This window comes from Methylosinus sp. LW4 (assembly GCF_000379125.1).
Lineage (GTDB): Bacteria > Pseudomonadota > Alphaproteobacteria > Rhizobiales > Beijerinckiaceae > Methylosinus.
The window spans coordinates 1,755,697-1,769,231 of sequence record NZ_KB900626.1; the positions used below are offsets into that span (position 1 = coordinate 1,755,697).

15 protein-coding genes and 1 tRNA gene are annotated in these 13,535 nt (G+C 65.2%); 4 read left to right on the forward strand and 12 right to left on the reverse strand.

The window, feature by feature from the left end; genetic code table 11:
- Positions 1–11: 11 nt before the first annotated feature.
- The 8 genes from METLW4_RS0108935 to METLW4_RS0108970 form a co-directional block, all read right to left on the reverse strand.
- Positions 12–1,469 (reverse strand): amino acid permease, encoded by a 1,458-nt coding sequence (locus tag METLW4_RS0108935; RefSeq protein ID WP_018265868.1) that lies wholly within the window; start codon positions 1,467–1,469, stop codon positions 12–14.
- Positions 1,470–1,530: 61 nt separating this feature from the next.
- Positions 1,531–2,322, reverse strand: a complete 792-nt coding sequence (locus METLW4_RS0108940; RefSeq protein ID WP_018265869.1) for an energy transducer TonB — start codon at positions 2,320–2,322, stop codon at positions 1,531–1,533.
- Positions 2,319–2,765 (reverse strand): TonB system transport protein ExbD, encoded by a 447-nt coding sequence (exbD, locus tag METLW4_RS0108945; protein WP_018265870.1) that lies wholly within the window; start codon positions 2,763–2,765, stop codon positions 2,319–2,321. Before exbD ends, METLW4_RS0108940 begins: the two co-directional genes overlap by 4 nt.
- A 6-nt stretch (positions 2,766–2,771) precedes the next feature.
- Positions 2,772–3,566 (reverse strand): tonB-system energizer ExbB, encoded by a 795-nt coding sequence (gene exbB / locus METLW4_RS24480; protein WP_018265871.1) that lies wholly within the window; start codon positions 3,564–3,566, stop codon positions 2,772–2,774.
- Positions 3,563–4,246 carry a Fe2+-dependent dioxygenase gene (locus METLW4_RS0108955; RefSeq protein ID WP_018265872.1) on the reverse strand — a complete coding sequence of 228 codons (684 nt, stop codon included), beginning with the start codon at positions 4,244–4,246 and terminating at the stop codon, positions 3,563–3,565. The genes exbB and METLW4_RS0108955 overlap by 4 nt, the downstream gene beginning before the upstream one ends.
- Before the next feature lie 10 nt (positions 4,247–4,256).
- On the reverse strand, positions 4,257–4,940 hold the full coding sequence (locus tag METLW4_RS0108960) for a Fe2+-dependent dioxygenase (protein ID WP_018265873.1): 684 nt from the start codon (positions 4,938–4,940) through the stop codon (positions 4,257–4,259).
- A 95-nt stretch (positions 4,941–5,035) separates the two neighbouring features.
- Complete coding sequence (locus tag METLW4_RS0108965) at positions 5,036–7,540, reverse strand: TonB-dependent receptor (protein ID WP_018265874.1); 2,505 nt, start codon at positions 7,538–7,540, stop codon at positions 5,036–5,038.
- A gap of 312 nt (positions 7,541–7,852) precedes the next feature.
- Positions 7,853–9,352: a S10 family peptidase gene (locus tag METLW4_RS0108970; RefSeq protein WP_018265875.1), complete on the reverse strand. Its 1,500-nt coding sequence runs from the start codon at positions 9,350–9,352 to the stop codon at positions 7,853–7,855.
- A gap of 149 nt (positions 9,353–9,501) precedes the next feature.
- On the opposite strand from METLW4_RS0108970, the gene METLW4_RS0108980 reads away from it, so the two are divergent.
- Entirely contained in the window at positions 9,502–9,702 is a 201-nt protein-coding gene (locus METLW4_RS0108980) for a CsbD family protein (RefSeq protein ID WP_018265877.1), read from the forward strand.
- A 62-nt stretch (positions 9,703–9,764) separates the two neighbouring features.
- Here the strand turns inward: METLW4_RS0108980 and METLW4_RS0108985 are convergent, their stop codons facing one another.
- Genes METLW4_RS0108985 through METLW4_RS0108995 form a run of 3 tightly spaced genes read right to left on the reverse strand, consistent with a single transcriptional unit; the run spans position 9,765 to position 11,442 of the window.
- On the reverse strand, positions 9,765–10,817 hold the full coding sequence (locus METLW4_RS0108985) for a MaoC family dehydratase (protein ID WP_018265878.1): 1,053 nt from the start codon (positions 10,815–10,817) through the stop codon (positions 9,765–9,767).
- Positions 10,818–10,820: 3 nt separating this feature from the next.
- The gene (locus tag METLW4_RS0108990) at positions 10,821–11,150 is read right to left on the reverse strand and encodes a DUF167 family protein (RefSeq protein WP_018265879.1); all 330 of its coding nucleotides are present in this window, start codon (positions 11,148–11,150) and stop codon (positions 10,821–10,823) included.
- A 1-nt stretch (position 11,151) separates the two neighbouring features.
- Complete coding sequence (locus METLW4_RS0108995) at positions 11,152–11,442, reverse strand: YggT family protein (protein ID WP_018265880.1); 291 nt, start codon at positions 11,440–11,442, stop codon at positions 11,152–11,154.
- 207 nt (positions 11,443–11,649) lie between these two features.
- Here METLW4_RS0108995 and METLW4_RS0109000 point away from each other — a divergent pair.
- Both METLW4_RS0109000 and METLW4_RS0109005 read left to right on the forward strand, forming a co-directional pair.
- Positions 11,650–11,725: transfer RNA gene (locus METLW4_RS0109000), tRNA-Ala, on the forward strand.
- A 186-nt stretch (positions 11,726–11,911) separates the two neighbouring features.
- Positions 11,912–12,139, forward strand: a complete 228-nt coding sequence (locus tag METLW4_RS0109005; RefSeq protein ID WP_018265881.1) for a hypothetical protein — start codon at positions 11,912–11,914, stop codon at positions 12,137–12,139.
- Positions 12,140–12,215: 76 nt separating this feature from the next.
- Here METLW4_RS0109005 and METLW4_RS0109010 read toward each other — a convergent pair whose 3' ends face one another.
- A complete protein-coding gene (locus METLW4_RS0109010) occupies positions 12,216–12,455 on the reverse strand; it encodes a hypothetical protein (RefSeq protein ID WP_018265882.1) in 240 nt (79 codons plus the stop codon).
- A 358-nt stretch (positions 12,456–12,813) separates the two neighbouring features.
- Between METLW4_RS0109010 and METLW4_RS26420 the strand changes: the two genes are divergently transcribed.
- Complete coding sequence (locus METLW4_RS26420) at positions 12,814–13,491, forward strand: hypothetical protein (protein WP_051079625.1); 678 nt, start codon at positions 12,814–12,816, stop codon at positions 13,489–13,491.
- The last annotated feature ends 44 nt before the right edge of the window (positions 13,492–13,535 follow it).

Genomic DNA, 13,535 nt, shown 5'->3' on the forward strand with positions numbered 1-13,535 from the left:
CGTTTTTCAAGCTACACTTCGGCCGATTGCGCGCCGGCGGCGCCCGCGCGCGCGAGCTTGCTGCGCTTACGGCCATAGGAGAAATAGAAGATCAGCCCCAGGACCATCCATATGGCGAAGCGCTCCCAGGCCGCGGCGGGCAGCTTGGAGAGAAGCCACAGGGAGAAGCCGACGCCGATGAGCGGAACATAAGGCACGAGCGGCGTGCGAAAGCTGCGCGGCGCATCCGGCCGCGTGCGCCGCATGACGATGACGGACAGGCAGATGACGACGAAGGCCGAGAGCGTTCCGATATTGACGAGCTCGGCGACCTCGCGGATCGGATAGAGCCCGGCGACGATCGCCGTCAGCGCGCCGATGACGAGCGTCGGGCGATGCGGCGTGTGGAAGCGCGGATGCGCGTGGGAGAACCAGGCCGGCAGCAGACCATCGCGGCTCATGGCGAAGCAGATGCGCGCGCAGCCGAGCAGAAACGCCAGCATGACGCTGATAATGCCGGCGACCGCGGCGACGGAGACGACGAAGGTCGCCCAGGGAAGGCCGACGGCGGTGAAGGCCGCGGCCACCGGCGCCGGATTGTTCAGCGTGTCGTAGCGCACCATTCCGGTGAGCACGAGCGACATCACCACATAGAGCGTCAGCGCGACGGCAAGCGAGAGCAGAACCGCGCGGGGCAGCTGGCGTTGCGGGTCCTTCGCTTCCTCGGCCGCCGTCGTCAGCGTGTCATAGCCGAAGACGGCGAAGAACACGACCGCCGCGCCCTCGACGACGCCGCCAAAGCCATAGGGCATGAAGGGCGTCCAATTCTCTAGGCGCACATGCGGCAGGCCGGCCGCGACCACCATAAGAACCGCCGCCGTCTTCACCACCACCATCACGGCGTTGAAGCGCGCGCCCCATTCGATGCGCAGCACCAGCACGCCGGCGACGAAGAGCGCGCCCAATATGGCGGCGAGATCGACGACCCTGCCCTCGCCCGTTCCCGCCGCGCCCGAGGCCCAGACCGGCAGAGCGAGGCCGAGCTGGCCGAGCAGCGCCTGCAGATAGCCGGACCAGCCGATGGAGACGACGGCGACGACGAGCGCATATTCGAGCAGCAGATCCCAGCCGATGATCCAGGCCGCGAGCTCGCCGAGCACGGCATAGGCGTAAGTATAGGCGCTGCCCGCCGCCGGAATCATTCCGGCGAATTCGGCGTAGCAGAGCGCCGCCGCCGCGCTGGCGACGCCGGCGATGAGAAAGGACAGCGAGACCGCAGGCCCGGCCTGCGTCGCCGCCACCACGCCGGTCAGCACGAATATGCCGACGCCGATCAGCCCGCCGAGGCCGATGCTGGTGAGCTGCCAAAGCCCCAGCACGCGGCGCAGCTCGCTCGGCTTGCCGGACTCCGCCGCGAGCGTCTCCAGCGGCTTCACGCGCAGGAGATCATGCAGGGATAGAAGATCCAGGGAAAAGCGTCGCTCGGTCATGCCGTCCCTTCGGTTGGAGTCCGCCGAAGTGTAGCATGTCCGCCGAAACGACGGATCGTCCTCAGTGCTTATCCGCCGCGCGAAACTGAACCGGCACCTCGAAGGAGAGGCCCTCGTCCGCCACGGCGGGAGGCGGCGGCGGCACCGGATCGGCGCGCTTCATCATGGCGAGGGCGGCGTCGTCGAAAATGCGGTCGCCCGCCGAGCGCTTGACGCTCGCGCTCACCACATGGCCGAGCCGATCGAGCGTGAAGGTGACGGCGACCTCGCCGGCGCGCCGTCCCGCTCCGCTCGGATAGCGCTTGGCGCGATTGAGATGCGCCATCAGCGCCTTCAGCCAAGTGAGCTTGGCCGCGCGCGCGACCTTGTCCGCGCCTTGGACGGGCGCGATGGCGCGCGGCGCCTCGGCGAGCGCGTCGGTCTTGGGCGGGGCGGCCGCCTCGGAGGCGGCGGACTCGGCCGAGATCACCGGCGTCGCCTGACGCTTGGTCGGATCCTCGACCGGCTTCTCGTGCTTTTCGGCGGTCGTGTAATCCGCGTCCTCTGCCTCGACGCGCGAGATTTTGGGATCGTCGTTTTCCTTGGTCTGCGAGGCGGCGACGGCCGGCGCGGCGGCGGCGGCCTCGTCGGCCTGCGGGCCGGGAGGAGCGTCGGGCGAATCCTCGACATTGGGCGCGGCGGGCGCGAGGCCGATCTCGATCGCCGGGGCGCCGCTGGCGTCATCGTCGGTCTCGATCTCGAAGACGACGAAAATAGCGGCGAGCGCCAGAAGATGCGCGGCCAGCGCGGCCAGCGCGGCGCCGGTCCAGATGCGATTGTTCCGGCCCGTGTCGAGATCGGCAGCGATCGTCATTTCGCGGCCCCGCCCGTCGTAGCCCCACCCGCGTCGAGCGCGACGAGAGAAATCTTGGCGTAGCCGCCGGAGCGCAGGCGCTCGAGAATGGCCATCATCTCGCCGTAGGGCACGGCCGTGTCGGCGCGCAGGAAGACGCGCTTGTCCTTGTCGCCGCCGGCGAGCGAATCCAGCGAGGCGATGAGATCATTGCGCTTCACCGGCGTCTCGCCCAGCGCCAGAGCGAGATCGGCCTGAATGGTGAGATAGATCGGCTTGTCGGGCTTCGTATGCGTCGCCGCGCTCGCGGCCGGCAGATCGACGGGAAGATCGACAGTGGCGAGCGGCGCCGCCACCATGAAGATGATGAGGAGCACGAGCATCACGTCGATGAAGGGCGTGACGTTGATCTCGTGAGTCTCTTCGAGCGCGCCGCGCGGCGATCCTCCGATATTGCCGGCCATGGCGGCTTACTCCGCGGCGCGCAGAGCGGCGGGCGCCTGCTGGACGCCGCGATCGAGATCACGCGAGACGATGCGCAGCAGCTCGCCGGAGAGATTGGAGACGAGCTCGAGATAGGCGCTCGTCTGGCGCGCGAGATGATTATAGATCAGCACGGCGGGAATCGCGGCGATGAGGCCGATGGCGGTGGCGAGCAGCGCCTCGGCGATGCCAGGCGCGACGACGGCGAGATTGGTCGTCTGCGCTTTCGATATGCCGATGAAGCTGTTCATAATGCCCCACACCGTGCCGAACAGGCCGATGAACGGGCCGGTGGAGCCGACCGAGGCGAGCAGGCCCGTGCCGCGACGAATGGAGAGGCTCTCGGCGCGCTCGATCTCGGCGAAGCTCGACGCGACGCGCTCCTTCAATCCGCCGGCGGAGGAGAGATCGGAGGAGAGACGGAACTCGCGCAGCGCCTCGGCGATCAGCGCGCTCGCCAGAGGATCGTCGCCGCCGAGCGCGAGACGCGCTTCGGAAAGGCCGCGCGCCTCCTGCAGACGCTCGATCGAGCCGCGAATGCGGGCGCGCGCGCGCCGCAATTCGATCGTCTTGGCGATGAGCACCGTCCATGTGCCGATGGAGGCGCTGACGAGGCCGAGCATGACGATCTTCACGACGATGTCGGCGTTGAGGAACATGCTCGACACGGAGAGATCATGCGGACGATTGACGATGTCCGCGCGTCCGTCGGCCAGACAGAGAGACGTCGAGAGGAGGAGAGACGAGGCCGCGATCGCTAGCGTCTGATATGATCGTTTCATGCTTCCGCCCATATGCGAATGAGATTGTGATAGACGCCCGTCAGCTTGACGCAGGCCGGATCGCCGGCGCCGAGCCTCTCCGTGAGGCCTTGAATCGTCTGGTCCAAATCAAAAAGCAACGAACGTACCACGTTGTCGCGAATCATGCTTTGAAGCCAGAAGAAGGATGCGACGCGCTCGCCGCGCGTCACTTCTCGCACGAGATGCAGGCTGGTCGATGGATAGAGCACCAGATGACCGGCGGGCAGCTTCACTTCTTGCGCGCCATAATGGTCCTCGATGACGAGCTCGCCGCCGTCGTATTCGTCGGGATCGGCGAGAAACAGCGTCACGGAGAGATCGGTGCGGATGCGCACCGAAGTGCGCGGCACGCCGCGAATAGCGTTGTCGACATGCAGCCCGAAATCATGGCCCGCGCCATAACGATTGAACAGCGGCGGGAAAATCCGCAGCGGCAGAGCGGCGGAGACGAAAGTCGGACAGGCTGCGAGCGCATCGAGCACCCTATCGCCCAATTCGCGGGCGGCGGCGCCGTCTTGCGGCAGCTGCAGATTATTCTTCACCAGGCTCGATTGCGAGCCGGCCGTCGTGCGGCCGTCTTCCCACACGGTTTGCGACATCACGTCGCGAAAATAGGCGACCTGCCGCGCATCGAGCACATCGGGTATGCAGATCAGCATGGCGCGACCCTCATACCTCGCTCCAATGGCGTATGAGATTGTGATACACGCCGCCGAGCTTCATCACATCCTCGTCGTCTCCGCCGAGCCGCGGCGCGAGCTGCTGGATCGCCGTGTCGAGATCATAGATCACATCGCGCACGCTCTCTTGGCGGATCATGCTCTGCGCCCAGAAGAAGGAGGCGACGCGCGCGCCGCGCGTGACCGGCGCGACCATGTGCAGATCGCTCGCCGGATAGACGGCGAGCGCGCCGGCCGGAAGCTTCACCTGATGAGAGTCGTAGGCGTCGTCGACGACGAGCTCGCCGCCGTCATACTCCTCCGGCTCGGACAGAAAGACAGTGACGGCGAGATCGGCGCGAATGCGCAAGCCGGTCAGCGGATCGCCGCGCACGGCATTGTCCACATGCACGCCGAAGCGATGGCCGACGCGATAGCGATTGAACATGGGCGGATAGATGCGCAGCGGAATCGCCGCGGCGACGAAGCCCGGATGCGAGACGATCGCCTGCAAAAGGCGCTCGCCGAGGCGCCGCGACAATTCGCCATTGGGCGGCAGCTGCTCATTGCTCTTCACCGAGGGCGGCTGGGCGCCGGCGGTGGAAGCGCCGTCCTCCCACTCCGCGGCGTCCATGACGCTGCGGAATTGAGCGACCGTCTCCTTGCTCAGAACGTCCGGCACGCAGATCAGCATATCCGCACATTCCATTTTTTGCGGCGCAATGAAAAGGCGCCGGCTCCTTGTTTGAAACTTTTCCAAGGGAGCCGGCGCCTGCGACAATGTGTCTTTTAGAATTTGGCGCGCGCCTCGAACAGCACGGTGCGCCCGGGCGCAACCTGCGTGAAGGGCGTCGCCGTCTGATAGAAGGCGTCATAATAGGTGCGGTCGAAGAGATTCATGACCGAGACCTTGAGCGTGATGTTCTCCGTGACCTTGCCCTCGAGGAAGGCGTCGAAGCGCCAATAGGAGGGCAGCACGGTCGGCACATTCACGAAAGGATTCGCCGCAGTCGGCGCCGGCCATCCGAGCGTTCCATTCACCGCCGTCGCGCCATTGGCGATGATATTGTTGCCGCCGTAGATTTTCGAGCGATAGATCGCCTGCCCGCCGAACTCCAGCCTATCCGCCTCGAGGCCGAAGAGATCGCCGAACTCGTATTTGCTCAGCAGGCTGAAGGATTCATGCGCGATATTGGCGAGCGGCAGGCCGACATTGGTGACGATCTGCGATTGCGTGACCTTCGACTCCATGATGACGACGCCGCCGGTCACGCTCCATTTGTCGGTGATATTGCCGGCGATCTCTATATCCGCGCCTTGCACGTAATAGGCGGCGTTGCCAGTCGTCACCGAGCCGTTCACCTCGCGCGCGCCATTCACATCGGTGCGGAACAGCGCGGCGGTCGCGAGGAGATGGCGGTCGAACAGCTCCCATTTCACGCCGATTTCCTTGGCGTAATTGCGCTGCGGCGGGAAGATCTGCACCGCCGTGGTGAGACCGCCGTAATTGGCCGCGCCGCCGTCGAGCTCGGCGCCGACAGGATTGGCGGAGGTCGCATAGGCCGCATAGAGGCTCACTTCCGGCAGCGGCTTCAGCACCAAGCCGAAATTGTAATTCACCAGCGCCGAGTGATTGGCGGCGAAGGTCGAATAGGACTCGTTGCGATTGGTGATCGTGTAATCGTCGAAACGCACGCCGGCGTTGGCGATGACGATATCCTCGTAATTGGCCGTCTCGATGAGATAGCCGGCCTTGGTGTCGACGGCGACGCGCGTCACATTCTGATTGAGCGTCGGCGTGTTGAGGAAGGGAAGCGAATTGCACGGCAGATAGAGATTGCAGACCAGCGCCGAGCCGGTCGAGCCTCCGTTCAGCTCCGACGAGAGATTGGTGTAATTGGTTCTCGTCACGCCTTCGCGGCTGTATTCCGCCCCGAGCACCACTTCGTGCTTCACCGGGCCTGTGGCAAATTTGTAATTGATGTCGGTCTGGCTCGCGAGAACATTGGTCACCTGATAGCGGCTCTGCGCGCCGATGTTCACGGTTCCAGCGGCCCAGCTGGCGCTCTGCGTCAGCGTGCCGATGTAATCGATGACGGAGCGCTCCTGCCGCAGCCGGCTGGTGATCTTCAGATCGTCATCGACGCGATACTCGCCGGTGAAGGTGCCGAAATCCTGCCGATATTTCTGGTAGTCGCGATTGAGCAGCCCATACCATGTGCTGCGCGAGGTGACGCCTTCCGCATAAGGCCTGTTGGTGATGCGATTATAGGGAATGCCGAAGTCCGGCAGGCCGTTCTGATAGCTATGGGTGTAGTTCGCCGTGAGCGTGAAATTGTCGATCGGCTTGAAGACCACGGAGCCGGAGACGCCATTGCGGTCGTCGGTGACATAATTGCGGCCGGCGACATTGGCGTCCTGGAACAGGCCGTTGAGACGCACGGCGAGAATCGGGCTGATCGCCTTGTTCACATCGACGGTGATGCGCTTGGAATTGTCCGACGGACCGCCGGAGAATTGCATGTCGGTGAAGTCTCGGTCCTTGGCTGTCTTGGTGACGACGTTCAGCGCGCCGCCGGCAGTGCCGCGGCCGGCGAAGCTGGAGCCCGGACCGCGCAGAATTTCCACCTGTTCCGTATAGAAATTCTCGCGCAAGCTGACGCCCGGATCGCGCACGCCGTCGACGAAAATATCGTTGCGGGCGTCGAAGCCGCGGATGAAGAAGCGATCGCCGAAGGCGTTGCCGCCCTCGCCCGAGCCGAGCGTGACGCCAGCGGTGCTGCGGGCGATCTCCTTCAGCGTGAAGGCGTTCTTATCGTCGAGCACTTCCTTGGTGAGGACGGTCACGGTGCGCGGCGTGTTGAGCAGCGGCTGGGTGAATTTGTTGGACGAAAGGCGATCGGCCTTATAGGGCGCCTTGGGATCGGCGTAAGGATTGGCGTCGGCCGGCGCGGCGCCGCCCCCTGCCCCCGCCTGCGCGCTCTGGGCGCCTTGCGCGCCTTGCTGCGGGGCGGCGGGCTGCTGCGACGGCGCATGCGCGGCGCGGCGCGGCTTGGCGGCGTGATGCGCGGCGGGCGCGGCATGGACGACGGGCTTGGGCTTTTCCTTCGGCGCGTCGACGCGCACCGCCGGGAGAGGCTGCGAGGCTTCCTGCGCCGTCGCGACGCCGACTCCGGCGGCCAGAAGCGCCGCCGCCCCCAATACTTTCACGGATGGGCCGTCGACGCGCGCGATCGACTCGGACGCCCCGCGCCGAAGGCTGCGCAGCGAAAACGGCGCTTTGATGTTGTTCATTCTGTCCTGCCCCCGTGGAATCAAATCCGGCAAAGCCGGTAAGGTCTTCCACTATGAGTATTTTCAGCTAGGGGCAGGGTCAATCGAAGGATACGCAGACTGGAAATGTTGCAAGAACGCTATTCTTGGAATGCTTACAACAAAGGCGTCTGTCTCCTTTCGAACATTGTCTGAAAGCAGCTGATTGGAATATTTCCATTTTGGAATTGGGTGAGCTTATCTCGCTCGTCTCACGTCGATTGCGCGCGCGGCGAGCCAATTGTCGCGCGCGCGGGCGGCGACGCGGCGCCGCCCTTCCAGCTCGGAAAACGCTTATTTTCCTTCGATCGTCTTGCGCGCCTCGTCGCGCAGCAGACGGCGGGAATCGTCGCGGATATAGGACATGTGGCCGCCGGGCGTCGTCACGAGCCGCACGCGCGTCGGCTCGCCGAATGCGGGCAGCTGATCGAGGATCAGCTTGCTCGCATAATAAGGCGTCACCAGATCGGCGAGCCCATGGGCGACGAGCACCTTCAGACGCGCGTCGAGAGCCAGCTCGTCGCGCAACGTCGAGACCGCCTCCGCATTGGCGCGGCCGCCGCGGCCGAAGTCCCAGTCCCGCGCGACCTTGTGATTGAGAATCTCATAGCGCGCGTCGCCGATCGGCCATTGCAGCTTCTCGATCGTGACGCGCGTCATGGCGGCGCCGAGCGGCGCGGCGAGCGCGTCGAGCACAGGATCGGACCAATCGCTCTCGCGCGAGAAGGGCCGCGGATCGAAGCCCGTGATCTCGCCGTCATAGGCGCTGGAGACGAGATGAGAGGCGCGCAGACGATCGCGCAAAAAGGTCTTCAGCGAGACGCGGCCGCCCTCCTCCGTCACGATGCGAGATTCGAGCCCGGTGAAGCGCGCGACATTGGCGTCGAGACGCTCCAGCGCCTCCTTGTCGCGCGGGCCTTTGAGCAGATCGACGAGAAACTCGCCCGAGGCGTAGGCCTCGACATCGGCGAGCTCGGCGCGCTGCTTGGCGTCGCGCGCCACCGCCGCATAGGACGGCAGGCGGCCCGCCAGCGACAGGAGATTGCGCGGGCTGTCCAGCCAGGCGAAATCCAGCGCCGGCGAGATCAGCACAAGGCCTTCGACGCCTATGCTCTCGCGCTCGCGCAGCGCATGGGCGAGCTCGACAGCGCGAAAGCCGCCATAGCTCTCGCCGACCAGAAACTTCGGCGAGGCGATGCGCCGATGCGTCGCCAGCCATTTGCGCACCACGACGGCGAGCGCTTCCGCATCGCCCTGCGCCGAGAAGAAATGCTTTCGCGTCTCCTCATTGTCGGTGAGGAATTTGCTGTAGCCCGTGCCCGGCGGGTCGATGAAGACGAGATCGACGAAGGGCAGCCAGCTCTCGGCATTGTCCACGACGACGGGCGGCGCGGAAGGCGACAGCGGCCCTGCGCCGAGCGACAGGCGCCAGGGCGAGAGTCCGCCGAGGCCGAGCCAGGCCGACGCCGCGCCCGGCCCGCCGTTGAAGACGAAGGCGATGGGGCGCGCGGCCGCATCGACGTCGGAGCGCTCATAGGACACGAAGGCCACATCGACGCGCGCCGCGCCGCTCTGGGCGTCGCGCAGCCGCACCGCGCCGGCGCGGGCGAGGAAGGCCAGCTTCTCGCCGCGAATCGACATGGAATGTGTGGTCGTGACCTCGGTCGGAAGGCCTTGCGACGGATCCGAAGCCTCCTCGCTCTCCTTTTTCTGCGCCGCGGGCGGCGCGGCGAGGCTCGAGGAGCTGGCGAGACACAGCGCCAGCGCGAGCGCAATCCAGGCTTTCGCAATCATGTGACGACCTTTCATTTCACGATGTCGAACAAATAGCGCCGCGCTCCAGCGGGGCGAAGGACGATGGAACCATCCGCGGCGGCGCGGATTATCTCCCGACCTATGCGGCGCTTCACAAATAGATGCGCCACAGCACAGGAGCAGAAGCGATGGAATGGAACCAGATCGAAGGCAATTGGAAGCAGGCCAAAGGCAAGATTAGAGAAAAATGGGGCGATTTGACCGATGATGATCTGTCGCGCATCCAGGGCAAGCGCGAGCAATTCGAAGGCGAGCTGCAGAAACGCTATGGAAAGAGCAAGGAAGCTGTCCGCAAGGACGTCGATGACTGGCTGAAAACGCTCCACTGATATCTCTCCCCTCGCTCCCGGGGAGACAGAGCGGCGGCCGGCGTCCGGCCGCCGCATTGGCGTCAGCGCGGCAGAACCGCCCAATAGTCGAGATCGAGCAGCACGGCCGGATGCGGCTTGCCCTCGGCAGTGGTCAGCGGGAAATCCGCCGGCGGGTGATCCTTTGTGGCGACGAGCCGCAGGCGCAGCGCGCCAATGTCGGAACGGCCGGGAATCTCGGCCTTGTCCAGCACTTCCGACCAGGCGAAGACAGTGCCGCCGGCAAAGAGCGGATTGACATGGCGCCCGCCATTCACCGCCGCGATGTGGAAGGCGTTCTCGAGACCGTTGAAAGAGAGCGCGCGGGCGAGTGAGATCACATGCCCGCCATAGATGATGCGCTTTCCGAACCGGCCTTGCGCTTCGTAATATTGGTTGAAATGGACCTTGGAATTGTTCTGGTAGAGGCGCGTGGCGATCTGATGCTCGGCCTCTTCAACGGTCATTCCGTCGATATGGTCGATCTTCTCGCCCACTTCGTAATCGCCCCAGAAATAGGGCGAGCCGGCCAAATCCTTGTCATAGGCGGCGACGTTTATCGCCGGCACGGCCTTGCCGAGATCGGCGGGAGCGACGGATTTGGGCAGCGTCGGCACGACCTCCGGCCCGACCGGGGCGTCCTTGTCGCGCTTCTTCACCATCACCCAGCGGGCGTAGTCGAGCACCGTCTCGCCGCGCTGATTCTTGCCGGTGGAGCGCACATAGACGACGCCGGTCTCCTTATTGGAGTTCTCCTTGAGGCCGATGACCTCGGATGTCGCGGTCAGCGTGTCGCCCGGATAGACGGGCGCCAGAAATTTGAAATCCGCATAGCCGAGATTGGCGATGGCGTTGAGCGAGACGTCCGGCACGGTCTTGCCGAGCACGAAATGGAAAACCAGAATATCGTCGATCGGCGCTTCCCTATAGCCGATCGCCTGAGCGAAAGCCGCCGAGGATTGGACGGCGAAGCGCGGCAGATAGAGCGCCGTGTAGAGCGCGACGTCGCCCGCCGTCACCGTGCGCGGCGCGGCGTGGCGGATCACCTGACCCAGCGAGAAATCCTCGAAAAAATTTCCGACCTTCGACTTGCTCATGCCTCAACCATTTCTTGTCGCGCCGGTCTTCTCCAGCGCTGCGAGGAGCCGTGCGGGATCGCCCGCGATGAAGAGCTTTTTCAGCCGCGCCGTGTGACCGGAGGCGATCGACACGGTTCTGCGCGGCGCGCCGATCGTCTCGGCCACCAATTCGACCAGCGCGTCATTGGCGCGCCCATCCTCCGGCGCCGCCCGCACCCGGGCCTTGAGCACCGCCCGACCATCGGCCAGACGCTCGACGCCTTCCACGGCGTCGCGGCCGCCCTTGGGCGTCAGCCGAACCCACAGAGCGACGCCGTCGCCCTCCGCGCTCCAGGCCGCGGCCTCTGTCATGTCAGCCTAGGCCGCCGAGCTGGCCGGCGACGAGATTGCGCAGAAATTGCAGCGCGAGCAGCAGGATGATGGGCGAGATGTCCATTCCGCCGAGGCTCGGCACGACGCTGCGAATCGGCCGCAGCACCGGCTCGGTCAGCGCGTTCAGCGCATTCCACAGCGAGTAGACGACGCGCGATCTGGTGTTCACCACATCGAAGGCGACGAGCCAGGACATGACCGCCATTGCGATGACGACCCACCAATAGAGGTCGATGATCGTGAAGATGAGATTGGCCACGGCATATTGCATCGTTGCGCTTTCCAACGGTCGAATTCGTGAGAATTCTCTATCCTTCCTGCTCCGCCGCCGCAATCCCCGCGCGGACGGGCGCCACGCGCCGAATGCGAAAGGCTCCGGCTCGGCCGTGTGGGAACGGGTCATTTCGGGACGGGGAACGATTTCGACGCGGAGCGGATTGACAGCCGGATAGGCGCCGAGTAATCAGCGCCTCGGAACGGGGCTGTAGCTCAGATGGGAGAGCGCTGCAATCGCACTGCAGAGGTCCGGGGTTCGATTCCCCGCAGCTCCACCAAGCAAAGCGATCGGCTGCGCCATCGTTTTTGTCCCCCGATGCTCTCCACTCCGATTTAGATTGCGAGCCTGCGCAGCATAAGCGCAGCAATTGGTAACACTTGCGCGCTATCCGTCGTGGGGCCTGAAATCGATCAGGCGTTCTCGCGAGGCCAGCTTTTGCTCGCTTTCGCGAAAGGAGCAAAAAATGTCCATCTCTGCGATTTCCGGCTTCAGCGCCCAGGCGCTCTACGCCAACCGGCCCGCGTCGAGCGGCCCGACGAATCAAACGCAGGCTCCCCCCGCCCCGCAGAGCGGCGGCAGCCAGGAAATCAACGCCGGCCACGATGGCGACGCCGATGACGCGCCGACCTCGACGCAGCCGGTCAACACCTATACGACCGCCGGCGCTCAGGCGGCTTACGCCTCGAACTGAGACGAAGACGAGAAAACGCCGTCGAGGTTCGCCCCCGGCGGCGCCAATTTCCTCCCGTTCGAAAAATCGGAGCGTCTCACGCCCTGGAGGTCGGGACGCGCTCGTCGAAGCGGCGGCGGGGGAAAGCCGCGCGGAACAGCATGATGACGAGATTGAGCAGGACGAGCCCGACGAGCAGCGTCAGCGCCCAGTCGCCTATGCTCGCGGTGGCGGGCGTCTGCAGCACCGAGTTGAGCGCGGTCTCGCCCTTCGCCCATACGCAGCTCACCGCCTCGCAGAATGTCATCGACGCCAGCGGCTGTTCGCAGGACTCCATGATACGGCTCCCGTTTTCATACGTATCGCGATGCAATTAGCGGCGCTGGCGGCGAGTTCAATCCTGCATTTGGTCGCCGACGTCAGTCCGCGCTGCGGCGTGAAGTGGCGCAGCGCCGTAGCGCGAAGTGATTCGCACGATAAAGTAGAGATTTGCCGGGCGGCTTCTATCGGCGCGTGCGGCAGAGTAACAAATTTGTCACCGCACGAGCATTTTCTCTCGACATCGGCTAAGTATTCGCCCACTCTACCAGCGTTCGGAATTTCCGTTCATCCTGGGAAAGCTCGGAGCCGGCCGACCGATTCGGACGAATATCGTCCGGCGGAAGCTGTTTTGCCCCCATCGACGCCGGAGACCCATGCGCCGCATCGTCCGCCCTTTCGTCAAGGAATTCAAATCTCGCTCCGCCAAGGCGGCGGCGGGACGTCTCGGCCCGCTCGAGGAGGCGACGCCCGATCCCAAGCCCGCATTTCTCGATCTTTCGACCTTCGCGCCGCGAGTCGTGGAGCGCGAGGTTCATCACGACGACAGCTATGAAGCCGCGATGAAGGCGGCCGATCTCGTCTTCGGCAAAAAGGCCGAGCCCGTGACGACGGCGGAGGCCGCGCCCGGCGCGACGACGACCGGCCGCGTGCTTCCGAGCCTCATAGAAATCGTCGCGCCGCAGCCCGAGCCGGAGGAGCCGGTTCGCCGCGGTCCCGGCCGTCCGCGCGGCGTGAAGAAAGCCGTCGAGCCGAAGATCGAGGCCGAGATCGAAGCGCTGGCCAAGGCCCCGACGCGGGCGCGCCCCGGTCGTCCGCGCAAGACGACGGAAGCGGCTCCGGCGCCCACGCCGCGGCGCGCTCCGGCGCCCACGCCCGCTCCGGCGGCCATTGTCGCGCCGCGGCCGGCGCCGATCGCCATCCCGGTCGCCGCTGTGGAGAGCGAGCCGAAAGGCCGCCGCGTCCGCCGCCCCATTCAGCTGCGCTGGGTCCTCGACAAAGAGCTGCGCGCCGGCGAAAGGTGGAAGCGTCGCCTTCCCGAGGCCGCTCGCTGACCAAGCTCCGAGCGCCGTCTTTCGGCAAGACGGCGCTAACCTTC